The organism is Pseudonocardia halophobica (genome assembly GCF_050948485.1).
Lineage (GTDB): Bacteria > Actinomycetota > Actinomycetes > Mycobacteriales > Pseudonocardiaceae > Pseudonocardia > Pseudonocardia halophobica.
In genome coordinates, this window is sequence record NZ_CP192046.1 from 5329080 (window position 1) to 5353034 (window position 23955).

Annotated in this window: 23 protein-coding genes; 8 read left to right on the forward strand and 15 right to left on the reverse strand. The window is 71.4% G+C overall.

The window, feature by feature from the left end; all coding sequences use genetic code 11:
* Positions 1 to 6: 6 nt before the first annotated feature.
* From ACQP04_RS25275 to ACQP04_RS25285, 3 genes are read left to right on the forward strand one after another with little or no spacing between them, the layout of a single operon-like run.
* Positions 7 to 1230, forward strand: a complete 1224-nt coding sequence (locus ACQP04_RS25275) for a phosphotransferase family protein (RefSeq protein ID WP_433503048.1) — start codon at positions 7 to 9, stop codon at positions 1228 to 1230.
* Between the two features lies 1 nt (position 1231).
* Positions 1232 to 1798: a hypothetical protein gene (locus ACQP04_RS25280; protein WP_433503049.1), complete on the forward strand. Its 567-nt coding sequence runs from the start codon at positions 1232 to 1234 to the stop codon at positions 1796 to 1798.
* Positions 1799 to 1836: 38 nt separating this feature from the next.
* Positions 1837 to 3201, forward strand: coding sequence for an MFS transporter (locus tag ACQP04_RS25285; protein ID WP_433503050.1), 1365 nt, complete (start codon positions 1837 to 1839; stop codon positions 3199 to 3201).
* 65 nt (positions 3202 to 3266) lie between these two features.
* On the opposite strand, the gene ACQP04_RS25290 is transcribed toward ACQP04_RS25285, so the two are convergent.
* A complete protein-coding gene (locus tag ACQP04_RS25290) occupies positions 3267 to 4580 on the reverse strand; it encodes an MFS transporter (protein WP_433503051.1) in 1314 nt (437 codons plus the stop codon).
* A gap of 213 nt (positions 4581 to 4793) precedes the next feature.
* Here ACQP04_RS25290 and ACQP04_RS25295 point away from each other — a divergent pair, with 213 nt between their 5' ends.
* A complete protein-coding gene (locus ACQP04_RS25295) occupies positions 4794 to 6083 on the forward strand; it encodes an MFS transporter (protein ID WP_433503052.1) in 1290 nt (429 codons plus the stop codon).
* A gap of 48 nt (positions 6084 to 6131) precedes the next feature.
* Here ACQP04_RS25295 and ACQP04_RS25300 read toward each other — a convergent pair whose 3' ends face one another.
* Complete coding sequence (locus ACQP04_RS25300; RefSeq protein WP_433503053.1) at positions 6132 to 6923, reverse strand: enoyl-CoA hydratase/isomerase family protein; 792 nt, start codon at positions 6921 to 6923, stop codon at positions 6132 to 6134.
* A complete protein-coding gene (locus ACQP04_RS25305; RefSeq protein ID WP_433503054.1) occupies positions 6920 to 7909 on the reverse strand; it encodes a PDR/VanB family oxidoreductase in 990 nt (329 codons plus the stop codon). Before ACQP04_RS25305 ends, ACQP04_RS25300 begins: the two co-directional genes overlap by 4 nt.
* 222 nt (positions 7910 to 8131) lie before the next feature.
* Here ACQP04_RS25305 and ACQP04_RS25310 point away from each other — a divergent pair, with 222 nt between their 5' ends.
* The 4 genes from ACQP04_RS25310 to ACQP04_RS25325 are packed head-to-tail and all read left to right on the forward strand — an operon-like array spanning position 8132 to position 12744.
* Complete coding sequence (locus ACQP04_RS25310) at positions 8132 to 8932, forward strand: enoyl-CoA hydratase-related protein (protein WP_433503055.1); 801 nt, start codon at positions 8132 to 8134, stop codon at positions 8930 to 8932.
* A 1-nt stretch (position 8933) separates the two neighbouring features.
* Positions 8934 to 10070: an acyl-CoA dehydrogenase family protein gene (locus ACQP04_RS25315; RefSeq protein ID WP_433503056.1), complete on the forward strand. Its 1137-nt coding sequence runs from the start codon at positions 8934 to 8936 to the stop codon at positions 10068 to 10070.
* A 12-nt stretch (positions 10071 to 10082) separates the two neighbouring features.
* Positions 10083 to 10985, forward strand: coding sequence for an SDR family oxidoreductase (locus ACQP04_RS25320; protein WP_433503057.1), 903 nt, complete (start codon positions 10083 to 10085; stop codon positions 10983 to 10985).
* A gap of 25 nt (positions 10986 to 11010) precedes the next feature.
* On the forward strand, positions 11011 to 12744 hold the full coding sequence (locus ACQP04_RS25325; protein WP_433503058.1) for a hypothetical protein: 1734 nt from the start codon (positions 11011 to 11013) through the stop codon (positions 12742 to 12744).
* On the opposite strand, the gene ACQP04_RS25330 is transcribed toward ACQP04_RS25325, so the two are convergent.
* From ACQP04_RS25330 to ACQP04_RS25385, 12 genes are read right to left on the reverse strand one after another with little or no spacing between them, the layout of a single operon-like run.
* Entirely contained in the window at positions 12734 to 13741 is a 1008-nt protein-coding gene (locus ACQP04_RS25330) for a phosphotransferase family protein (protein WP_433503059.1), read from the reverse strand. The genes ACQP04_RS25325 and ACQP04_RS25330 overlap by 11 nt on opposite strands.
* The gene (locus ACQP04_RS25335; protein ID WP_433503060.1) at positions 13728 to 14684 is read right to left on the reverse strand and encodes a DUF7064 domain-containing protein; all 957 of its coding nucleotides are present in this window, start codon (positions 14682 to 14684) and stop codon (positions 13728 to 13730) included. The genes ACQP04_RS25330 and ACQP04_RS25335 overlap by 14 nt, the downstream gene beginning before the upstream one ends.
* Before the next feature lie 2 nt (positions 14685 to 14686).
* The gene (locus ACQP04_RS25340; RefSeq protein WP_433503061.1) at positions 14687 to 15511 is read right to left on the reverse strand and encodes an enoyl-CoA hydratase/isomerase family protein; all 825 of its coding nucleotides are present in this window, start codon (positions 15509 to 15511) and stop codon (positions 14687 to 14689) included.
* Positions 15511 to 16326, reverse strand: coding sequence for an enoyl-CoA hydratase/isomerase family protein (locus tag ACQP04_RS25345; protein WP_433503062.1), 816 nt, complete (start codon positions 16324 to 16326; stop codon positions 15511 to 15513). Before ACQP04_RS25345 ends, ACQP04_RS25340 begins: the two co-directional genes overlap by 1 nt.
* Positions 16327 to 16370: 44 nt before the next feature.
* A complete protein-coding gene (locus tag ACQP04_RS25350; protein ID WP_433503063.1) occupies positions 16371 to 17429 on the reverse strand; it encodes an LLM class flavin-dependent oxidoreductase in 1059 nt (352 codons plus the stop codon).
* A 22-nt stretch (positions 17430 to 17451) separates the two neighbouring features.
* Entirely contained in the window at positions 17452 to 18222 is a 771-nt protein-coding gene (locus ACQP04_RS25355) for an enoyl-CoA hydratase-related protein (protein ID WP_433503064.1), read from the reverse strand.
* Between the two features lie 14 nt (positions 18223 to 18236).
* On the reverse strand, positions 18237 to 19091 hold the full coding sequence (gene menB / locus ACQP04_RS25360) for a 1,4-dihydroxy-2-naphthoyl-CoA synthase (protein WP_433503065.1): 855 nt from the start codon (positions 19089 to 19091) through the stop codon (positions 18237 to 18239).
* Entirely contained in the window at positions 19091 to 19849 is a 759-nt protein-coding gene (locus ACQP04_RS25365) for an SDR family NAD(P)-dependent oxidoreductase (protein WP_433503066.1), read from the reverse strand. The genes menB and ACQP04_RS25365 overlap by 1 nt, the downstream gene beginning before the upstream one ends.
* A 38-nt stretch (positions 19850 to 19887) precedes the next feature.
* Complete coding sequence (locus ACQP04_RS25370; RefSeq protein WP_433503067.1) at positions 19888 to 20802, reverse strand: hydroxymethylglutaryl-CoA lyase; 915 nt, start codon at positions 20800 to 20802, stop codon at positions 19888 to 19890.
* Positions 20799 to 22013, reverse strand: coding sequence for an acetyl-CoA hydrolase/transferase family protein (locus ACQP04_RS25375; protein WP_433503068.1), 1215 nt, complete (start codon positions 22011 to 22013; stop codon positions 20799 to 20801). Before ACQP04_RS25375 ends, ACQP04_RS25370 begins: the two co-directional genes overlap by 4 nt.
* A 2-nt stretch (positions 22014 to 22015) precedes the next feature.
* Positions 22016 to 23188, reverse strand: a complete 1173-nt coding sequence (locus tag ACQP04_RS25380) for a thiolase family protein (protein ID WP_433503069.1) — start codon at positions 23186 to 23188, stop codon at positions 22016 to 22018.
* A 1-nt stretch (position 23189) separates the two neighbouring features.
* The gene (locus ACQP04_RS25385; protein ID WP_433503070.1) at positions 23190 to 23954 is read right to left on the reverse strand and encodes an SDR family NAD(P)-dependent oxidoreductase; all 765 of its coding nucleotides are present in this window, start codon (positions 23952 to 23954) and stop codon (positions 23190 to 23192) included.
* Position 23955: the final 1 nt, after the last annotated feature.

Genomic DNA, 23955 nt, shown 5'->3' on the forward strand with positions numbered 1-23955 from the left:
GACGACATGGCAGCACGACGAGGTCTGCCGGACCTCACGATCGGCGAGGACCCCCCGGAGTGGTTCGTCGAGGACCTCCGCCGCCGCTTCCCCACCGAGGCGGAGGTGGACCGGATGCTCACCGCCAAGATGCGCGCCCGTGGCGGCCCCGCGTACCGCAGGCCCGACCCGGCCGAGATGCGCGAGCGGCTCGACGCCTTCTTTGCGCACACCCTGGAGGGGCCCTTCGAGGTCGGCCCGCTGCGGTGGTCCACCGGCGGCGTCTCGAAGATCCAGATCACGTTCACGCTGACTCGCCGCGACCCCGCCGACGGTCGCCGACGCGAGGACCGGCTGGTCCTGCGGATGGACCCGGTCGAGGGGTCGAACGCGACCAGCCGCAGCCGGGAGTTCGAGCTGCTCCGCCTGGCGAACGGGGTGCTGCCGGTGCCGGAGGTGTTCTGGGTCGACGCCGAGGCGCGCTGGTTCCCGCGCCCGGCGTTGGTCTACGCCTTCGCCGAGGGCGTCACCCGTCCGTCGGTCGCCACGACCGGGGCGGTCAGCGGCATCGGCACGGACTTCGGCCCCCACCACCGCGCGCTGCTGGCCCCGCAGTTCATGGAGCACCTCGCCCGGCTGCACACCCTCGACCTCGGCGAGTGGCACTTCACGTCCCTGGAGGTCCCCGAGGCGGGGACGACGCAGGCGGCCTCGTGGCTGCTCAACCAGGCGCGGCGCACGTGGGAGGAGGACCGCGCGGAGGACCTGCTGCTCATGGAGGTCGCCGCGAACTGGCTCGCGGACAACCTGCCGATCCTCGACCGGGCGGGCGTGGTGCACGGGGACTTCCGCGCGGGCAACTTCCTGTTCGATGAGGAGTCCGGGCGGATCACCGCCTGGCTGGACTGGGAACGCGGCCACCTGGGCGACCGGCACCGCGACCTCGCCTGGATGACCCAACGGACCTTCGGCCACCTCGGCGAGGACGGGCGCTTCCTCGTCTGTGGACTCGTCCCGGAGGACGAGTTCTACGACACCTACGAGCGGCTGTCCGGCCTGCGGGTCGACGCCGAGCGGCTCGTCTTCCACCGCGTGCTGAACGCCTACGCGCTGGTGGTCTCCGCGCTCGCGTCCGCCCAGCGGGTCGCCCGCCTCGGCCGGTCCCACCAGGACATCGTGCTGGCCAGGGTGGAGGGCGTGGTGCCCGTCGTCCTCGGCGAGCTGCGCGACCTGCTCATGGACAGGATCTGACATGGACCACTCGATGACCGGCCTCGCCGCCGCCCGCAAGGCCCTCACCGACGCCGTGGCCCCGGCGGTCGACCCGGCCGACCCGCTCGCGGTCCAGCAGCTGGGGCTCGTGGTCGACTTCCTCGACTTCCTCGCCGCCCGGCTGCCACACCTGCACACCCGGGCCCGCCTCGAGCTCGTCGAGGCCCATCGCCTGGGCCGCGCGGCGGCCCGCGACGTCGCCGAGGTCGATCGGGAGCTGTCCGCCGCGCTCGCCGACGCGGTCGTGGACGCCGCCCTCGCCCTGTCCGACGCCGCCACCCCGACCGGCGGCCTCGAGTCCGCCACCGCGGGGGTCCACGCCGCGCTGCGCGACGCAGTCCGAGCCTCCGCGCAGGCCGCAGCCGGTCCCCGCCGCAGGCTCGCCCGGCTCGTCCTCGACGACAGCGCCGCGGCGGCCGCACGACACCGCGCCTGGTACCTGCCCCTCGGTTTCGACCCGTACCCGTCCGAGGTCGAGCCGCTGGCCGAGGTGCTGGACCGCGAACGGCGAGCCGCCGACCGCTCGCCCGCCCCGACCCCGGGCTGAGCCCACCCATCCCCGCCCACACCCCGAGAGGATCGACGATGACCCACGCGCCCGGCAGGCCCTCGGCCGACCCGACCGCCGCACACCCGCCCGCCGACCCCGCCCAGGTACGCCGGGTGGCGTGGGCGAGCCTCGTCGGCACGACCATCGAGTGGTACGACTTCCTGATCTTCGCCGCCGCGGCCGGACTGGTCTTCGGGCCGCTGTTCTTCCCGGTCCTGGAACCCTCCTCCGCACTGCTCGCGTCCTTCGCGACCATCGGCGTGAGCTTCTTCGCCCGGCCGCTCGGCGGCATCATCGCCGGCCACCTCGGTGACCGGCTGGGCCGCAAGGCGATGCTGGTGGCCACCCTCGTGGTGATGGGCGGGTCCACCACCGCGATCGGACTGCTGCCGGGCTACGGCGCGATCGGCGTCGCGGCACCGGTCCTGCTGGTGGTCCTCCGGTTCCTGCAGGGTCTCTCCGCCGGTGGCGAGTGGGGCGGCGCGGCGATGCTCGCCGTCGAGTACGCCCCTCCGGGCCGACGTGGGCTCTTCGGCGCGTTCCCGCAGCTGGGCGCGGCGTTCGGCCTGGTGCTTGCCAACCTGGCCCTGCTCGCGGCGGCCGCCCTCACGACGTCGGACCAGTTCGTGGCCTGGGGCTGGCGGATCCCGTTCCTGGTCAGCGTGATCCTGATCGGGATCGGGTTCGCCGTGCGGGCCGGGGTCGGCGAGAGCCCGGTGTTCGAGGAGGTGCGCCGCCGCAACGTCCGACGCCGGGCGCCGCTCGTGGTCCTGCTGCGTGAGCACCGCCGGGCGCTGGTGGTGGCGAGCGGGCTGTTCGTCGGGGTCAACCTGTGCGGCTACATCATGATCGCCTTCGTCGGCTCGTATGGGACCGGCGTGCTGGGGGCCTCGCGGTCCTCGATGCTGCTGGTCGGCGTCGTCGGTGCCCTGTCCTGGGCGCTGTTCACCGCGATCGGGGCGCGGTGGTCGGACCGGCTCGGCCGGCGTCGCACCTACCTCGTTGGGGCCCTCGCGAGGGCGGTCTGGACCTTCCCGATGTTCCTGCTGCTCGACACCGGCGCCCTCGGCCCGATGCTCCTCGCGGTGTGCGGCCTGACCGTCGGCCTCGGCCTGACCTACGGACCCCAGGCGGCGGCGTACGCCGAGTTGTTCCCGCCGGAGGTCCGCTACAGCGGCTCGTCCCTGGCCTACGCCCTCGGCGCCGTCGTCGGCGGCGCCTTCGCCCCCATGATCGCGACGTGGCTCCTGGAACGGTCCGGGACCTCGTTGTCGGTCAGCGCGTACATGCTGCTCGGCTGCCTGCTCACCGTCGCCGCCGTCGCCGCGTGGCGGGAGGCACCGAGCTCCGAGCGCGAGCGGTTCGTGTCCACCGTGTCCGCCCCGACCACCGCCGACTGAGGTCGCGGGTCGTCGGCGGCCGACCCCTGGATGCCGCCGACGACCCGAGGACATGCACGGAGCGTTCAGGATCCGACGCGGCCCGGCCGCGGGCCGCGGGCGATCGCCACCAGGGCGACCAGGCCGACCACGGCCGTGGCCATCACGAAGAACGACGGGGCCGTGGTGTTCCCCGTGGTCTCGACCAGCCAGAGGCACAGGGCGGGCGCGGTGCCGCCCGCGATGATCACCCCGATGTTCCAGCCGAGGGACATGCCGGTGAAGCGGATCTCCTTGGGGAAGATCTCGGGCGAGAGCGCGTAACCGGTGACCTGCAGGAACGCGTTGTTGACCATAATCAGCATGAACGCCGCCCCGGCGAGGAGCAGGTTGCCCTGGTCCATCACCCACATGCCGAACCAGGTCACGGCGAGGAACCCGGCCGCGCCGATCATCCCCAGCCGGGGCAGGTCGACGCAGTCCCCCAGCCGCCCGACGGGCAGCATCAGCGCACCCGTGAGCAGGACGACGAGCGTGGTCACCCAGTACACCCCGGTCTTCGGGTACGCCAGCTGTTGGATGAGGTGGATGCTGACGTAGGTCAGCCCGAAGTAGGCGGTCCCGTTCACGGCGGCGGCCAGGCCCGCCCCCTTCAGGATCGGCCGCCACCCGCGGCGGACGACGTCGAGCAGCGAGATGCGCGGCCCGCCGTGCTCCACCGGCTCGGCCTCCCCGGTGATCCGCCTGCGGATGAGGAAGCACAGGACGGTCAGCGGCAGCGAGATGAGGAACGGGATCCGCCAGCCCCACTCGGCCATCTGCTCCGGGGTGGTGAGCAGCGAGCAGAGCCCGGAGACCGCGGCGGCCAGCCCGAAGCCGAAGGTCGCACCGGCCGAGTTGAACGCGCCGAACCGGCTCTTGTACCGGTCGGGCGCGGCCTCGGAGACGAAGGTGGTGGCGCCCGCGACCTCGGCGCCGACCGAGAAGCCCTGCGCGAGCCGGAGCACGATCAGCAGGACCGTGGCGGTCACGCCGATCGTGTCGTGCGTGGGCAGCACACCGATGAGTGTGGTGGCCAGACCCATCAGCAGGATCGTCGCGACGAGGACCTTGCCGCGGTCGACGCGGTCGCCGACCAGGCCGAAGGCGATGCCACCGAGCGGGCGGGCGAGGTAGGCGGTGCCGAACACCACCAGGGCCAGGAGCAGCGAGCCCACCTCGCTGTCGCTCGGGAAGAACAGGGGGGCGAGGAAGACCGACAGGTACCCGTAGGCGCTGAAGTCGTAGCCCTCGACCAGGCAACCCACACCTCCCGCCACCGCGGCCCTGCGGGGTCGGCGCAGTGCGGTCGCGCCGCCGTTGTCCGGCGCCTCCGCTGCGGACGTGGCGTCCTGCGTCATCTGCTCACGAACCTCTCCGTGTCGGGTGTCCAGCGCTGTACACCCTCGGTCGCGGCGGGAACGCCCACTACTCACACTTTGCGCAGTCGCCCGTACTTTGGCCATACCATTGACATGAGTCAGCCCCGGATGGTGTCGTTTCGGACGACGCGGACATCCGGCGTCACAACGTGGTGGACGAGCGCGCGAGCGCCTGCGGACGGAGACACGGGCATGACGGCTGGGAGTTCGACCGCGAGCACGAGGGACACGAGCGGCCCCGGGCGGGGCGTCCTGCACCGGTGGTGGTTCCCGATCACCGGCTTCCTCACCCTGTTGTTCGGCTCGAGCACAGTGAACGTGCTGTTCAACGTCCTCGGCGCACCGATGGCGGCCGACCTGGGCTGGGAGCGCAGCGTCATCACGAACGGCCTCTCCGTGCAGACGGTCCTGATCGGGATCAGCATCGTGGTGCTCGGGTTCCTGGTCGACCGCTTCGGGCCCCGCGTCCCCTCGGTGCCGATGGTCCTCGCTTTCGGCGGCGGCCTGATGCTGATGAGCGCGCTGCCGAGCAGCCAGGTGGTGTTCTTCGCGCTGTGCGTCCTGATCGGCGCCGGGGCGGGCGCGGTCAACCCGGTGGCGCACTCCACCGTGGTCAGCGCGTGGTTCCAGGACCGCCGCGGGATCGCGCTCGGCGTGCTCATGGCCGGCATGGGCGCCTGCGGCGTGCTCATGCCGTTCCTGGCGAACTGGGTGCTGGGCCTGGCGGGCTGGCGGGTCGCATTCCTGGTCGTCGGGGCGCTGTGCACCGCCATCCCGGCGTCGGTGTACCTGTTCGTCACCCGCATGCCCGCCGAGCACGAGCACGAGCGGCTGGCCGCCCGCAGCGCGGGCCGGGTCGCAGGCGAGTCCCTGTGGTCGATCGCGCGGTCGACCCGCCAGTTCTGGCTGCTGTCGGTGTCGATCTTCCTCGTCTCGTCGGCGACCTTCGGACTGATGGCCCAGGTCGTCCCGATGACGACGGACAAGGGGATCGCCCAGGCCACCGCCGTCACGGTGCTGTCCGCAGTGAGCCTGTCCTCCCTGGTCGCGAGGCTCATCGTCGGCACGCTGCTGGACCGGTTCCACGCGCGGCTGGTCGGCGCCTCGATCTTCGTCCTGACGGCCGTCGGGGTCTTCCTGCTGATCGGGTCCACGCAGGTGCCGCTGCTCCTGCTCGGCGCGGCACTCGTCGGGCTCGGCCTGGGCGCCGAAGGCGACGTCGCCGCCTACATGGTCAGCCGCTACTTCCCGAAGCACTCCTACGGGCGGGTGCTCGGGTTCGTGTACTTCCTCTACGCGATGGGATCCGCGTTCGGAATCTTCCTGCTCGGCCAGGTGTACGCCGCCACGGGCTCGTACGCCGCGGGTGCGGTCCCGCTCATCGCGATGGTCGCGGTGAGCATCGCCTGCCTACTGGTCATGGGCCGCTACCGCTACACGCTCGACCACCAGGAGATCGGCGCCGCCGAGCCCGCGCGCTGACCGCGTGACCCGGCCGAACGGGACCGTCCGGCCGGGTCACGGGCCCGCCTACCGCATCCGCCAAACGGGGTCGCGCTTCCCCCGGAACGCCGCGACGCCCTCCTGGATGTCCTCGGTGGTGAAGGCGAGCGCGAGCCGCGAGCGCAACGCGTCGAGGGCCTCGGGGAGGGCCATGTCGCGGGTCGCGGCAATCGCGTCCTTGCCCAGCCGCATGAGCAGCGGGGACTTCGCGGAGACCCGGTGTGCCCAGTCCTGCACCGTGGCCTCGAAGTCCTCGGCCTCCACGACGACGTTCACGAACCCCAGCCGGGCCGCTTCGTCCGCGTCGACCGGGTCGACCGGGTCGCCGAGCATCATCAGCTCGTTGGCCTTCATCCGGTCGACCGAGCGGTAGATGAGCGCGGAGATCATGAACGGGAAGACGCCCACGTTGATCTCGGGGCAGCCGAACCGCACCCCGCGCCGGGCGATCACCAGGTCACAAGCCAGGGCGAGGCCGAAAGCACCCGCCAGCACATCCCCGCCCGCGGCGCAGATCACCGGCTTGCCCAGCTCGCCGAGCGCCGTGTAGAGCCGCGGGAAGCGGTCGAGGCCCGCGTACTTGGTCACGGTCGGGACGTCCGAGGCGAAGGCCTTGAGGTCGCCGCCCGCTGAGAAGACCCGGTCGTGGGCGGAGGCCAGCACCACGACCCGCACCGCGTCGTCCGCGCGGGCGCGGTGCAGCGCCTCGAGGAGCGCGTCGAGCATCTCGTCGCTCAGAGCGTTGCGGGACTCGGGTCGGTCGAGCGTCAGGGTGGCGACGCCGTGCTCGTCCGCCTCGTAGCGGACCGGCGCGTTCACAGGTCGAGCTTCAGTCGGGCGCACGCGGCGCGCGAGACGCACACCATCATGCACGTGTTCTCCGCCTGCTCGTCCGCGGTCAGGACGGTGTCGCGGTGGTCGGCCTCGCCCTCGACGATCTCCACCTCACAGGTGCCGCAGGTGCCCTCGCGGCAGGAGGAGAGGATGTCGAACCCGGCGTCCTCCAACACCTCGAGCGCCGAACGGTCGGCCGGGACCTCTAGCACCCGCCCGTCGGTCAGCTCGATCTCGAAGGGCGTGTCGCCGGTCTTGTCCACCTCCTTGGCGGAGAAGCGCTCGAGGTGGAGGCTGCCCGCGGGCCAGTGCGCCGCGCACTGCTCCTCGACTGCGCGCAGGAGCGGTTCCGGCCCGCAGGTGTAGACGGCGGCGCCGGGCGCGGGGTCGGCGAGCACCGTGGGCAGGTCGATCAGCCCGTGCTCGTCCTGCGGCCACAGCCGCACCGCCGGACCGTGGACCTCGAGCCGGTCGGCGTACGCCATCGAGGAGCGCGTGCGCCCGCCGTAGAAGAGCGTCCACGGGCGGCCCGCCCGCTCCGCCTCCCCGACCATCGCCAGGATCGGGGTGATCCCGATGCCGCCCGCCACGAAGACGTAGGACTGCGCGTCCTCGAGGCGGAAGTGGTTCCGCGGGCCGCGCACGTCGACGACCACGTCGGGGTGCAGCTTTTCGTGGATCCAGCGGGACCCGCCGCGGCCCTCCGGCTCGAGGAGGACACCTACCTCGTAGGAGGTCCGGTCCCCGGGGTCGCCGCACAGGGAGTACTGGCGGACCAGACCCTCGTCGAGCACCAAGTCGATGTGGGCGCCCGGGCGCCACGGGGGCAGCAGACCGCCGTGCTCGGCGACGAGGGTCAGACCGACCACTCCGTCCGCGAGCTCGCGGCGCTGCGCGACCCGGGCGCGGAAGTGCGCCTCCTCGAGGGTCAGGTCCGTGTTGCCGCCCGACCGCGCTGTCGTGTTCGTCATCCCGCCCACCGGATGTCGTGTGACCCGGTTCCCGGCACAGGCCGTTCCCGGTTGTTCGGCTCGATGATATAAAGGTCTGGCCAAAACTCAACCGCCGGGTGCGAACCGTCGTTCTGCGGCGTGCCCGCGCCCAGGTAGGGAAGAAACCGGACGTCGATAACGGCGGTTCACAGCCGCCAGCGTCCGGCCCGACGCTCACTCATCGCCGAGGAAGGGGCCAGCATGAAGCCCGAGGAGTTCACCGACATCACCTACGAGGTCGACAACGGCCTCGCGTGGATCACCATCAACCGCCCCGACCGGTACAACGCCTTCCGGGCACGGACGGTGGACGAGCTGGTGCTCGCCTTCAAGTTCGCCTGGGCGGACGACGAGGTGGGCGTGATCGCCCTGACCGGAGCGGGCGAGAAGGCCTTCTGCTCCGGCGGGGACCAGAAGCAGCGGATGGAGTCCGGGGACTACGGCCCCTCGGAGTCCGGCCTGTTCGAGGTCGAGGCGCTGCACCGGGTCATCCGGGACGTGCCGAAGCCGGTCGTCGCGGCGGTCAACGGCATCGCCATCGGCGGCGGCCACGTGCTCCACGTGCTGGCCGACCTCACGATCGCAGCGGACACCGCCACCTTCGGCCAGAACGGCCCCAAGGTCGGCTCGTTCGACGCCGGTCTCGGCTCGGGCTACCTCGCCCGCGTCGTCGGCGAGAAGCGCGCGCGCGAGATCTGGTTCATGCTGCGCAGGCTCTCGGCGCAGGAGGCCCTGGAGTGGGGCCTGGTCAACCGGGTCGTCCCGGCCGCCGAGCTGCGCAGCGCGGTCCGCGAGTGGGCGGACACCATGAACTCCTACTCCCCCACCGCGCTGAAGGTGCTCAAGCAGTCCTTCAACACCGACACCGAGCACCTGATCAGCATCGGCAACATGGCGTACACCACCCTGAAGCTCTTCGGCGAGACCGAGGAGGCCAAGGAGGGCATCACCGCCTTCAACGAGAAGCGCCCGCCGAACTTCGGCAGCTACCGCACCCACTGAGATGCGCTTCTCCGCGGAGCAGCGCGGCTTCGCCGACGCCGTCCGGGCGTTCTGCGCGAAGGAGTGCGGCTCACCCGAGCAGCGTGCCGCCCTCACCGAGGGCGGCACGCTGGCGGACAGCCCCGCGCTGCTCCGCAGGTTCGCCGAGCTCGGCTGGCTGGGGATCTCCCTGCCCGCCGAGCACGGCGGCCAGGGCGGCTCGTTCGTCGACGAGTGCCTCTTCCTGGAGGAGACCGGCCGCGGGCTTGCGCCCGCGACGGCCTACGGCACCGGCCTTACGGCCGCGCAGACCTACCTGCACTGGGGCACCGACGAGCAGAAGCGGACCATCGTCGCGTCCATCTGCGCAGGGAACTTCGAGTCGATCGCGCTGAGCGAGCCCGGCGCCGGGTCCGACCTCGCGTCGGCCCGGATGCCCGCGGTGCGCGACGGCGACCACTTCGTCCTGGACGGGCAGAAGACCTGGACCACGGCGGCGCACCTCGCCCGCCACGTCCTCGTCCTCGTCCGCACGGACGCCTCGGAGCGCAAGCACGACGGCCTGACGCTGCTGATGGTCCCCGCCGACACTGCCGGGATCGACGTCCGGCCCATCGACACGATGTACGGCCACACCGTCAACGACGTGTACTTCACCGACGTCCGGGTGCCGGTCGAGGCCGTCGTCGGGACCGTCGGGGGCGCCTGGCGCCAGCTCAACCGCGGGCTCGGCGTGGAGCGGTTGATCATCGCTGCGTCGAGCCTCGGCGCGGCCGAGCGCTCGTTCGACGACCTGCTCGGCTACGTCACCCAGCGCGAGCAGTTCGGCCGCACCATCGGCAGCTTCCAGGCGGTGCGGCACCGCATCGCGGACCTCGCGACCGAGATCGCCCTGTGCCGCTCGTTCCTCTACGACGTCGCGGACCGGCTCGACGCGGGCGACGAGGCCGACCTGTCGCGGGACAGCTCCACCGCCAAGATCCGGTGCACCGAGGCCGCCAAGCAGACCGCGCTCGAGGCCGTGCAGCTCATGGGCGGGTACGGCTACGCCCGCGAGTACGGGATGGAGGCCCAGGTCCGCAAAGCACTGGCCCCGCCCATCTACGGCGGCACCAACGAGATCCAACGCGAGATCATCAGCCGCAGCCTCGGGCTGTAGGAGGAGACCAGCATGAGCACCTCGAAGAAGAGCCCGTTCGCCCCGGACGTGCTGGCGGGCAAGAGCGTCCTGATCACTGGCGGCGGGACGGGGCTGGGCCGCGGCGTGGCGCGGCACCTCGTCGACCACGGCGCCACCGTGCACCTCTGGGGCCGCAGGCAGGCCGTGCTGGAGGAGGCGGCCGCCGAGGCCTCCGTGTCCCGCCCTGGCAGCGTGCACGTGCAGACCGTCGACGTTCGCGACGGGGACGGCGTCGACGCCGTCATGGAGGCGCTCTGGCAGGAGCACGGCCCCCTGACCAGCGTCATCAACAACGCCGCCGCCAACTTCATCGCCCCCACCGAGTCGTTGAGCCCCCGGGCGTTCGACGCGGTGAGCAGCACGGTGATGAAGGGCTCCTTCCACACCACCAACTCGGCGGGCAGGCGCTGGATCGCCGCGGGCCTGCCCGGCAGCGTGCTCTCCACGCTCACCACCTGGGTGTGGACGGGCTCCGCGTTCGTCACGCCCTCGGCGATGGCCAAGGCCGCCGTGCACTCGATGACGATGTCGCTGGCCGTCGAGTGGGCGCGGTACGGGATCCGGCTCAACGCGCTGGCCCCCGGCCCGATCCCCACCGACTACGCCTGGGAGATGCTCAACCCCACCGAGAAGAGCTCCGTCGGGGCCACCCAGGCGGACGCGATCCCCATGGGCCGCACCGGAACCATCGAGGAGCTGGCGAACCTCACCATCTTCCTGCTCTCCGATGCCTGTGACTACCTGACCGGCCAGACCATCGCCATGGACGGCGGCCAGATGCTCGCCGGCCCCGGCACCTTCGCCGGACTCACCTCGATGACCGCGGAGGACTGGGCCGCGGCCAAGGAGAAGAGCAAGGCCGCGAGCGCGGCCAGCAAGGCGCAGCGTTCCTGATGAGGCTCCGAGATACGATCTAGTCGTGATCCCGGTCCCATGGCACGACTTCGACGGCGACCGCACCGAGAAGTTCGTGTCGGTCATGCTGCTCCGCGAATTCCCGGACGGCGTACGTCGACGTACCACACAGGGGGACGGTGGAATCGACGTCATCGTGCCCGTGTCGGACAACCCGGCGATTTATGAGGTTTACCAGATCAAGAAGTACTTCGAGCCGCTGAAGTCCGACCAGAAGAGCAAGATCAAGAAGTCGGCGGAACGACTTCGCGCCAAGATCGACAACGATGATCTGCGTGTCCGCAAATGGCACCTGACGCTGCCGGTGAACCCTTCCGAGGGCGACCACGATTGGCTTGTCGGGCTGTTCGCCGGAACCGACGTCGCCGTGCGCTGGAAGGGGAGGGAGTTCCTCGACGGGCTCTGCGCGAAGTATCGCGACGTCGTCGACTACTACGTTCTCGGTGGCCAAGAACGGATTCACGAACTCGTCCGCACGGCACTGAGTCTCCGACCTGCTGATCTCGGGGACGGAGCCGCCGGCCTGTCCCCTGAAGGGGTGTACAGGAACATCTTGCCGGTGTTCGAGAGGCTGAACTCGGCGGACCCTCACTATCTGTACGATTTCGCCGTCCTGAGCGGCGAGCCGGACTTCACGACGGCGCCTCCGTCGGCGGTCATGAGCGAGTTCGTTGGCAGGGACGGCGGACCGGCTCTACGCATCGACGTCCGCGCACGGTACGCGCAGGCGGTGGAAGACCGTCCGATCACGACGACCGTCAGCTTTCGCGTGCCGGAGGGGAACGACGCTGTCCGGGAATCCGTGGATCGGTTCAGGCTGTACGGGGAGGACATCTCGGTGACCGCGGAGTTCGCCTCGGTGTCCATCGACGACCCGCTGTCGGGGAAGATCGAGAAACAGCCGATGCACGTCAACATCTGGACGCCTGCCATCGCGCAGGGGAATCGAATTCGGTTCATCGCCGCCGAGCAGTCCGGAGAGCGGGTCGCCACGGCTTTCTTCACTGTCCGGCGTTTCAGCAAAGGCGTGTCCGGGCAAGGATTCTCAGCCGACCTCGAGAGCGACTCCGGTCTGATCACCCTGAACCAGCGAGGCGAGCCCGCTGAAGGGAAAGGCCCCGACATCTACGGCGGCGGTTTCAACCTCAGATTCGCCTGGAAAGGTGTCATCGCGGCCCGGGCGTTGGACGAGATTCGGTTCCTCCGAGCGCTGGCTCGCCCCCGCAAGCTCGTGATGGCGCAGGAGTTCAGTGGACCCTACACCGACGTGGCGGATCTCAGCGACATCGACGAACCTCCTGTCGGGCTCTGGCTCCAGCACTATGCGGAGGCGCTGGATGAGCTCCAGGACTACGCCGACGTGGCCCTGCGCCTGACCGCACCGGAAGATGGTGATCCTGCACCCGTCAACCACGCTCTCCGCATCGCATCGCTCCTTCGCGGCCACATACTCGGGCAGCGGTCGCCGATGATAGGGCTGGAGCTGGAAGGCTCTGACCTCCACGAGATCGTGGATCACGTCACCGAGCATGGGGCGTTCGATATGGTGGCGGAGTTCAAATCGGAGGTTGCGAACGGCCTCATCACCATTCCGAACGTCCTCTATCGCTTCGTCGATGTCGAGGCACGGATCGGCGCCGTTGCGGGTAGGGAGCAGTTGATCCTCAGTCCCGCCGGATCGGGGGCGGACGTCCGCGTCGAGATTTCGCTGGCTGAGTCTGACGGAGCTACCGGCTGATCGTCTTCTTCGCCGCATCGAGGAAGGCCGTGACGAGGGTGGGGTCGGCGTAGTATGGGTCGCCGCCGCTGTGGAGGGCACGGCAATGGCTGTACTCATAGAGCACTGCGAGCTTCCAGAGCGCCATCGTGGTGTACCAGCGCAGCTGGGACAGGTCGCGGCCGGTGACCGCCGCGTACCGCTCGGCGAGCTCCTCCCGGGTGGGGTAGCCCTCCTCGAGGACCGCGGTGGCGAACGCGCCCGTGGGCGTCGGGCGCTCGCCCGGCACCGGCCACGAGGCCAGGAAGTAGCCGACGTCGAAGAGCGGGTCGCCCAGCGTGGCGAGCTCCCAGTCCAGCACGGCGACCACGCGGCCGGGGGCGTCCGGTCCGAGGATCACATTGCCGAGGCGGAAGTCGTTGTGCACCAGTGACTCCCCCGACTCCGGCGGAGCGTTCCGCTCGAGCCAGGCGTCGACCTCCGCGAAGGCCTCGGGCAGCGCGCCGTCGGCATAGGCAACCAGGCGGCGCATTCGCTTGAGGTGGCGCAGGTTGAACCCCTCCGGCCGCCCCATGTCCTCGAGCCCGGCGGTGCGCCAGTCCACCGCGTGCACCCGGGCCAACGCCTCGACGAGGCTCTCGCCGATTGCGCGGCGCTGGGCGGGGGTCGCCAACGGGTCCGGCGTACGGGTGGTGACCACCGAGCCCTCGACGTGGCTCATCACGTACAGCGGGCTGTCGATCACCTCTCCGGCCTCGGCCGTTGCCAGCACCTCGGGCACCGGCACGCCCGTGCCGGCGAGGCCGCGGAGCAGCCGGGCCTCGCGCAGCACGTCGTGGGCGCCCGGCGGCAGGGGCGGCGGGGGCGGGCGCCGGACGACGACCGACCGGCTCCCGCTGACCAGGTAGGTCAGGTTGGAGTGGCCGTCCCCGATCGGGCGCACGGTGAGCGGCCCGTCGACGATCCCGGCGAGGAACCGCTCCAGGACTCCCGCCGGCCAGCCGTCAGAAGATGCCACGCCGCCTGCTCTCCACGAGATGGCCCAGGTACTCCTGCGGCCAGTGCGTCTCCCACTGCCCCGCTCCGGGCTCGCCGTCGATCGTGGCGTCGCAGGCGGACTCCCAGATCTCGGTGCCCATCTTGTCCCCGGTGGGCAGCTTGACCAGGCCGAAGCGCTCGAAGACCACCTCGGTCCGACCTCCGGCGGTGTCGACGAGGGTGACCTCGAGCCGCTTCTGCGACATGTCGTCGTGGTAGGCGGCCTTCTGCTCGATGTGTGAGACGGGGATCGTCACGCCGTCCTTCAGCACCGAGCCCGCGAAGCCCCATTCGCCGCCCGCGATCCAGATCCAGCCGTTGATCGCGCGGCCGGAGTCGGTGTAGGCCACGAACCACTTCCAGTGGTGCGGCACGCCCCAGTCCCGGTTGCCCCAGGAGTGGTCACGGTGTCCCATCCGCCGGTCCCACTCGACGCGCCGGCCCGCCACCTCGAGGAAGCCGGACACGCGGCCGGTCTGCTCGAGCCGGTTCGCGGCGAACCACTCGGGCAGCCCGTCCGGGTTGGAGCGGTAGCTGAACGCGTCCTGGACCGCCTCGAAGCGGTACTCCAGCCGGACGTCCTCGCTCTCGTAGGTCACCTCGGCGGTGCGCCGCAGCTCGGGCTGGCGGATCGTCAAGCCCTCGAGGCGGAAGTCGTCGAGGTCCATGTCCTCGGGCACCCGGCCGCCGCCGAGGTCCAGCGCCAGGGGCTCGCTGTCCGGACCCCAGACCGACACGTTGAAGCCGGCCTTGCCATGCGCGGTCAGGAACAGGTAGACCTGCAGCCCGAGCCGCTCGTCGGGCATGATCATCTCGTAGAACAGCGAGTCCCGCATCCGGCCGCCGGGCTCAGCGGGCCAGTGCCGCAGGTCGTCCCGCGGGCCGAAGCCCGGGTCGGGGATGTGCACGTCGGCGAGTGTCATGGCTACTTCCCTGTGAAGCGGGGCGCGCGGCCCGCCTTGAAGGCCGCCAACGCCTCGGGCATGTCATCGGCGCGGGTCAGCAGTGACTGACCGCGGTTCTCCAGCTCGATCGCCGCCGCGTAGGACGAGATCTCTCGGTTGCGCAACAGCGCCCGCTTGGACATGCGGATGCCTCCGGGCGAGTTGCCCGAGATCGCCGTGGCGAGCGCGTCCGCCTCCGCGAAGAGCTCCTCGGCGGGCACCACGCGGTTGACCAGGCCGATCCGTGCCGCCTCCGCGGCCTCCACGATCCGGCCGGTGAAGCCGAGCTCGGCCGCGCGGCCGTAGCCCAGCAGCCGGGTCAGGACGTAGGAGGTGCCCAGCTCGCCGCACGACAGCCCGACGCGGACGAACGCGCAGGAGAGCTTGGCCGAGGGCGCGGCCAGCCGGATGTCCGCGGTCAGCGCGAGCGCGAGCCCGCCGCCGACGGCGGGCCCGTGGATCGCGGCGATGACGGGGAACGGGAGCTGCGCGATCGCCGCGAGCCCGCCCGTGGCGGTCTCCTGGAAGCGCAGGAAGTCCAGGGTCGGCATCTTCTGGATGCCGCCGACCTCCGCGAGGTCGAAGCCCGAGCAGAAGGCCTTCTCCCCCGCTCCGCGCAGGATCAGCGCCCGGGCCCCGCAGTCCCGCAGGGCCAGGGCGGCGTCGTTGAACTCGTGGAACATCGTCACGGTCTGCGAGTTCGCCCGCTCGGGCCGGTTCACCGTGAGCACGGCGACCCCGTCCTCGCGGAGCTCGACGACCAGGGTCTCCAGCTCGACGAGCGGCTGGGAGAGCGTGGCGGTCATCAGTTCCCCCGGAAGGACGGGGCGCGACCGGCGCGGAACGCCTCCAGCGCCTCCGACATGTCGCTGGTGCGGGTCAGCAGCGCCTGCCCCCGGTTCTCCAGCTCCAGGGCCGCGGCGTAGGACGTGACCTCCATGTTCGCGTGCAGCGCCCGCTTCGACAGCTGCACCCCGCCCGGCGAGTTGGCGCAGATCTGCTCGGCCATGGCCAGCGCCGCGGGCAGCAGCTCGTCCTCGGGGACGACCCGGTTCACCAGCCCGGTCTCCTCCGCCCTCGCGGCGTCCCACATCCCGGCGGTGTAGGCGAACTCGGCCGCCGCGGCGGGCCCCACCAGCCGGGGCAGCAGCCACGACGTGCCCAGGTCGCCCGCCGAGAGACCGATCTTGACGAAGGCCGCGTTGAACTTCGCCCGCGGCGAGGCCAGCCGGATGTCCGCGGCAAGGGCGAGCGCCAGCCCGCCGCCTGCCGCGGCGCCGTTGACCGCGGCGATCACGGGCACCCGGAGACTCCGGATCCCGGTCAGCGCACGGGCGGCGCTCTCCTGCAGGTCGAGCATGCCCAGCGCGCCCAGCCCGGCGAGCTTCTCGGCGTCCGCGAGGTCGTATCCCGCGCAGAACGCCTTGCCCGCACCGGTCACGATGACGACTCGCAGGCCTTCCTCGCGATCCAGCTCCCGTGCCGCGGTCTCGAGCTCCGCGAACATCGTCGCGGTCATCGCGTTGTACTTCTCCGGCCGGTCGAGGGTCAGCAGGACCACGCCCTCGCGCGGTCGCTCCAGCCGGAAGGTGGTCGGCGTCTGTGCCGTGGGGGCTGACATCGGAAGTCCTCTCGATCGGGCTCGGGCAGGGGTAGGCGGAACGCTCAGCGCGGAGCCCCGCCTGCGGCGGGGACCGGCTCTGCCACCAGCTCGACGATCCGGCGCGTGGCGTCCTCGATCTCCTCCGGCTGCAGTCCCCAGGGTGGTGCGGTGAGGTTCAGGTGGTCGAACGGTGCGGCGTGCCGCGCCGCCAGGCCCACCAGGTCGGCGGGCCTGCAGGCGATGGCCATGGCGTCGACCATGTCGTCGGTGACGGCGGCGGTCATGGCCGCGACGTCCCGCGCCTTGGCCGCGGCGCGGATCGTCTCCTGCGCGGCCGACCAGCCGTGCAGGGCGAACAGACGGTCGTAGACACGGGCGGCGGCGTACTGGGCGATCGCGAAGGCGGCCCGCGACCGGGCGGCCTCCTCGTCCTCGTCCACCGAGCAGATCCGGGTGCCGGACACGGCGACCCGCACGTCCCGGCCCGCCTCGGCGGCCCCGCGGGCGAGCTCGGGGCGCAGGATCTCCTCGACGTACTCCGCGGTCGTCATCGGGTGGCCGACGAGCCCGTCGGCGACCTTGCCCGCGGCGCGGACCATGCGCGGGTTGACGCCCGCGGTCCAGATCGGCAGCGGGTCCTGCACCGGCGCGGCGATGGGGATGGTCGGCTTGATCGCGAGGGAGTAGAAGCGGCCCTCGTGGGTCACCGGTCCCTCGTGCAGGCGCCAGAGCTTGCGCAGGACCTCGACGAGCTCCTCCATCCGCACCGCGGGCGCGGAGCCGTCCACCCCCATCCAGCTCTGCATCATCCCGGCGGTCCCGTTGCCAAGGCCGAGCACGAGCCGACCACCGCTGAGCTCGTCGAGGTCACGGGCCTCGGCGGCCAGGATCATCGGTGACCGCGCGGCGCCGTAGGCGATGTTGGACCCGATCCGGACCCGCTCCGTGGCCAGGGCGAGTGTCGCCATCGGCACGGTCGCGGAGCGGTTGTACAGCTCACTGACCCAGACCGCCGAGAAGCCCGCGGCCTCGGCCGCGCGCGCGAGGTCGCCCGCGCGGCGGAAGCGGTCCGGCCCATGTCCCGCCGTGAAGACGGTCAGCCCGTACCCGGTGTCCAGCATCGTCGCTCGTCCCTCCGGTCGATCAGGCGAACTTCGGGGCGCGCTTCTCCAGGAAGGCGGTGATGCCCTCGCGGGCCTCCCCGGTCTCGAAGAGCTCCTGGATCTGCTCCACCTCGTAGCGCTTGCCCTCGTCGAAGGGGCGGTCGAACGCGGCGTCGACCGTGCGGACCACGGCGGCGAGCGCGGGCCGCGACAGGCCGCTGAGCTGCCCGGCGAGCGCGAGCGCGGCCTCCTCGGCCTCACCGGCGGGCACGAGCCGGTCGACGAGCCCGATCGAGGCCGCCTCGTCCGCGGGCACCTGGCGCGCGGTGGCCATGATGTCGATGGCCCGGCCACGCCCGACCAGCCGCGGGAGCCGCTGCGTGCCGGCCGCGCCCGGGATGAGGCCCAGCCGGACCTCGGGCAGACCGTACTTCGCGTCGGCCCCGGACACACGCATGGTGCACGCCATGGCCAGCTCCAGACCGCCACCCAGAGCAACGCCCTCGACGGCGGCGATGCTGATCAGGTTCGCCGACGCGAGCCGCTCGACGGCGCCCCGCAGCCGGTCCCCGTACTCGGTGAAGGACTGCGCGTCCACGGTGCCCATGTGCTTGATGTCCGCGCCCGCGGCGAAGAAGCCGGTGATGGCGGAGGTCAGCACCAGCACCCGGCTGTCTCGGCGCTCCGCCTCGTCCAGCAGCGCGTTCAGCCCGTCGATGATGGGCGGGCCGAGCGCGTTGGCCGGCTTGCGGTCGATCCTCGCGACGAGGACACCCGTCCCGGCGTCCTCCCAGCTCACGACTGAGCTCATGGTTCGAAATCCTCTCAAGCCCGGCGCGGGAACGTGCTGAAGTCGGGGGTGCGCTTGGCCTTGTACGCCTCGCGGCCCTCCTGCGCCTCCTCGGTGGCGTAGAAGAGCAGGTTGGTGTCGTGGGCGAGCTGCTGGATGCCGGCGAGACCGTCCTCTGCGGCGTGGAAGCTCGCCTTGCACAGCCGTAGCGCCATCGGGGAGAGCTGGAGCATCCGGCGCGCCCACGCGACCGTCTCGGTCTCCAGCTCGGCGAGCGGGACGACGGTGTTGACCAGGCCCATCTCCTCGGCCTCGGCGGCGTCGTACTGCTCGCAGAGCAGCCAGAACTCCTTGGCGCGCTTCTGACCGACCTGTTGGGCCAGGAGCCCGGCGCCGAAGCCGCCGTCGAACGAGCCGACCTTGGGCCCGACCTGGCCGAAGCGCGCGTTGTCCGCGGCGATGGTCAGGTCGCAGGTCAGGTGCAGCACGTGCCCGCCGCCGATGGCGTAGCCGGCCACCATGGCGACCACGGGCTTGGGGAGCCTGCGGATCTGCACCTGCAGGTCCGTGACGTGAAAGCGGCCGACGCCGCCGGGCTCTTCGAGGTACCCGGTGTCGCCGCGGACCCGCTGGTCACCGCCGGAGCAGAACGCGTCCGGCCCCTCCCCCGTCAGCACGATCACGCCGATCGACCCGTCCTCGCGGGATCGGGTCAGGGCGTCGGAGATCTCTATCAAGGTCTGCGGGCGGAAGGCGTTGCGCACCTCCGGCCTGCAGATCGTGATCTTGGCGATGCCGTCGCCGGAGTGGTCGAGCCGGATGTCGGTGTAGCCCAGGGACTTCCCGACATCCGCCCACTCGACGGGCAGGCGCGGCCCACTGACGCGCATCAGGCCATCGTCAGGCCGCCGCTGACGGACAGCGTCTGGCCCGTGATGTAGCCGGCGGCGTCCGAGGCGAAGAAGGCGACCGCGGCCGCCACGTCCTCGGGCCGGGCGAGGCGCTTCATCGGGACCGCGCGGGTCATCCCGCCGATGACCTTGTCCGCCTCCTGGCCCGAGGCGTCCGCGAACTTGCGCAGCGCCGGGGTGTCGGTCGGGCCGGGGCACACCGTGTTCGCGGTGACGCCCTTCGTCGCGACCTCACGGGCCAGGGTCTTGGTGAACGCGATCGTGCCGCCCTTGGCGCCGGAGTAGACGGCCTCCAGCGAGGAGCCGACCCGGCCGGCGTCCGACCCGATGTTGATCACGCGGCCGAAGCCGCGCTCGACCATGCCCGGCACCACGGCGTGGGTCACGCGGAGCATGCCCTTGAAGTTGATGTCGAGGATGCGGTCCCAGAAGTCCTCGGTGGTCTTCAGGAACGGCATGAAGTCGTCCCAGCCCGCGTTGTTCACCGCGATCTCGATGGGGCCGAGCTCGTCGGTCACCGTCTTGACGGCGGCCTGCACGGCGCCGGTGTCGGTCACGTCGGCCTGCACGGCGACCGCGGTGCCGCCCGTGTCGACGATGGACTTCGCTGTCGCCTGGGCGACCTCCAGGTTCAGGTCGACGACGGCGACCTTGAAGCCGTGCCCACCCAGGGTGGTGGCGATGCCCTGGCCGATGCCCTGGGCGCCGCCGGTGACGAACGCGGTGCGGTTGCTCATTGGTCCTCTTCCTCGGGGATGTCAGACGGCGGGGGTGGTCAGGCGTCCTGCAGGTGCCACTCGATGGGCCCGGCGACCAGCGAGTGGCTGGTCAGCGTGCGCCCCAGCACCCGCTGGGCCTCGCGAGCGGCCTCGATGACCTTCGGCAGGTCGACCCCGGTCTCCACGCCCATCTCGTGGAACATGCTCACCAGGTCCTCGGTGGCGATGTTGCCGGTGGAGCCCTTGGGCACCGGGCAGCCGCCGAGCTCGCCGAAGCTGGACTCGAAGCTGGTACACCCCGCCTCGAGCGCGGCGTAGGCGTTGGCGAGGCCCTGGCCGCGGGTGTTGTGGAAGTGCGCGGTGACCTCGACGCCGGGGAGCCGTTCGAGGGCCGCGGCGAAGAACTCGCGGGCGTAGGCCGGGTTGCACATCCCGGTGGTGTCCCCGAAGCCGATCTCGGTGGCGCCCGCCTCGGCGAAGCGCTCGGCGAGGTCCAGCACCCGGCCGAGCTCGACCTTCCCCTCGTACGGGCAGCCGAACGAGGTGGCCACCACGGCCGCGCAGTTCAGGCCCTCGGCCCGGATCCGCTTCGCCATCGCGTCGTTGTCCGCCATCGTCTCGTCGACGGTGCGGTTGACGTTCTTCTTGTTGTGCGTCTCCGAGGCCGACACGAAGATGGCCGCCTCGTGGAACCGGTCCCGCACCTTCAGAGCGTTGTCCAGCCCGCGGCTGTTGGGGATCAGCACCATCAGCTTCACGTGGTCGGGCACGTCGATCCGGCTGAGCACCTCGACGCCGTCCGCCAGCTGTGGGATGACGTCGGGCCGGACGAAGCTGGCCACCTCGATGCGCTCGAAGCCTGCTCGGGCCAGCGCCTCGATCAGCCGGATCTTGTCGTCGGTCGCGATGCGCTCGGGCTCGTTCTGGAAGCCGTCGCGCGGCCCGACCTCGCGGATGTGGACCCTGGTCATGACACCTCCTGAAGTGCTCTGGTGAGGGCGTCTCGGTGCTCGGGGGCGGCGACGGCGACGAGCCGCGCGCCGTACTCGTCGTGCGGGCAGCCGCGCAGCCATGCCTTGCCATGCTCCGTGACGACGACGTCGACGTCCGCCCGCCCGGTGCTCACCGGCCCGTGCAGCCGGGGAACGATGGTCGAGGAGCCGCCGGCGGTGGCCCGCAGCGCGATGATCGACAGTGCGCCGGTACGAGCGGCGGCGCCGGAGAAGTCTGCCTGGCCGCCGATCCCACCGAGGTAGCGTCCTCCGATCGCCTCGCCGTTGACCTGCCCGGAGAGGTCCACCTCGATGGCCGAGTTGATCGCGACGAGGCTGCGCAGCCGGGCGAGCACACCGGGGTCGTGGGTGTAGCTCGCGGGGCGGAACACCACCGGAAGCTGCCCGAGCCGGGCGTAGAGCTCCGCCGACCCGATGGCGGTGCCGGTGACGAGCAGGCCCTCGTCGATCTCCTTGCGCCGCCCCGTGAGCACGCCCTTCTCCACCAGCCGCAGCACGCCGTCCGTGAGCATGCCGGAGTGGAAGCCGAGATCCCGGTGGCCCGCGAGCCCGTCCATGATCGCCGTGGGCAGGGCGCCGACGCCCATCTGCACGGTGTCCCCGTCCTGCACCAGCTCGGCGACGCGGGCGGCGATCGCCTCGTCGACGGAGTCCGGCGCCCGGTCCGGGGCCGGCGGCACAGGCCTGTCCGTCTCGATCGTCGCCGCGAAGCGGTCCAGGGGGATGCCGGGTGTACCCGTGGTCGCGGGCATCCGGTGGTTGATCTCGCCGATCAGCACTCGGCTGTGCCGTACGGCGTCACCGGCGTAGTCCACACCGATACCCAGCGAGCAGACGCCGTCCGTCCCGGGCGGCGAGACCTGGACCAGGCCTACGTCTCCGGGCAGCACCCGCTCGGCGAACAAGCGCGGGAGAACGGAGTAGTGAGCCGGTACCACCTGCAGCCCGCGGGCCTTGCGTAGCTCCCCCATCGCCCCGTACGAGACGAGGGTGACCTCCGGTGGGACCGCTCGCAGCCGCCGGTTGAAGCTCAGCCCGCTGAACGCGCGGATCGGCCCGATCTCGGCGACCTGGTCGAGCAGCGCGTCGACCAGCGGAGTCGCCTCGGCACCGGCCTGGCTCCACCAGACGCCACTGCCGGCTCGGACGTGCGCACGGAGGTCGATCACGATCAGACTCGCTGCACCAGGGTCGCCGTGCCGAGACCGCCACCGCAGCACATGGTGACCAGGCCGAGCTCGACGTCGCGGCGCTCCATCTCGGCGACGATCGTGGCCAGCAGCCGCCCGCCGGTCGCGCCGACGGGGTGGCCGAGGGCGATGGCACCACCGTTGACGTTCACCCGGTCCATGTCCGGCTTCAGCTCGCGCTGCCACGCCAGCACCACGGACGAGAACGCCTCGTTGACCTCGAACAGGTCGATGTCGCCGATGGACAGCCCGTTGCGCTCCAGGATCTTGTGCGTGGCGGGGATGGGACCGGTCAACATGATCACCGGGTCCACGCCCACGGTGGTCTGGTCGAGGATCTTGGCGCGCGGGGTCAGCCCGTGGGTGTCCACGGCCTCGCGCGAGGCGACCAGCACACCGGCGGCGCCGTCGCAGATCGGGGAGGACGTGCCCGCGGTGATCCGGCCGTTCTCCTTGCGGAACACCGTCTTCAGCCCGCCCAGGGTCTCGGCGGTCGTGCCGGGCCGAACGGTCTGGTCGCTATGGCGGACCTCCCCGTCGAGCTCCCAGTCGATCAGCTCGGCGTCGAACCGGCCGGCCTCGATCGCCGTGGCCGCGAGCGCGTGGGAGCGTGCGGCGAACTCGTCCATCTCCTCGCGGGAGAGGTCCCAGCGCTCGGCGATCAGCTCTGCGCTCTCGCCCTGGGGCACGAAGTCGTACTGCTCCCACATCCGCGCGGTCCACGGGTCGCCGTAGAACTCGGAGATCTTCGCGGGCGAGTTCATCGGCACGTGGCCCATGTGCTCGACCCCGGCCGCGATGACGACGTCGTGCACGCCGGAGGCGACCAGCGAGGCCGCCATCTCGCTCGCGGTCTGCGCGGAGCCACACCGGCGGTCCAGCACGACGGCGGGCACCTCGGGCGGGTAGCCCTCCTGCAGCCAGGCGTTGCGCCCGATGTTGCGGGACTGCTCGCCGAAGGGCGCCGTGCAGCCGACCACCAAGTCCTCGACGACACCCGGTGCGATCTCGGCGCGGCCCAGCAGGTCGCGGTAGACCGCACCGAGGAGATCGTTGGGGTGGGTGTCGCGGAACCAGCCCTTCTCCGGGTGCGACTTGCCGAACGGGGTGCGCGCACCCTCGACGAGGAAGACGTCCCTACCGTGGAGTGGCATCTCAGATCACCGTCCCGCCGTCGACCGGGAGCACCTGGCCGGTGATGTAGCCCGCCGCGGCCGAGGCGAGGAACACGAAGCTCGCCGCGATCTCGTCCGGGAAGGCCCAGCGCTGCAACGGGATCCGCTCGAGCGTCTTCTGCGCGAGCTTCTCGTTGCTTCGGATGTTCTCGGTCATGGCGGTGGCCGCCAGCGGGGCCAGCGCGTTCACCGTGACCTGCTTGCGGGCCAGCTCCCTGGCCAGCGACTTGGTCAGGCCGATGATCCCGGCCTTCGCCGCGCCGTAGTTCGCCTGGCCGATCGTGCCGACCAGCCCCGCGGCGGAGGTGACGTTGAGGATGCGACCCGAGCCGTCCGTCGCCAGGAAGGGCAGCACCGCCTGGGAGACGGTGAACGAGCCCATCAGGTGGATCTCGACGATCCGCCGGAAGGCGTCCTCGGTGAGCTTCGGGAACATCGCGGGCGCGATGGCCCCGGCGTTGTTCACGACGATGTGCAGGGTGCCCCCCGCGAGGTCGGCGGCCTTCGCCGCGGCCGTGTCCGCGGCGGCCCGGTCCCGCACGTCGAGCACCTGGCTGTCCGCCGTGCCCCCGGCCTCGACGATCTGCTTGGCGACGACGCGGGCGGCGTCCTCGTTCACGTCCGTGACCAGGACCGCGGCCCCGGCCTTCGCGAACGCCTTCGCCACCGCCGCGCCGATCCCGCCACCGGCGCCGGTGACGACGGCGGACCGCCCGTCCAACGAGAAGACGTCCAACGCCGGCATG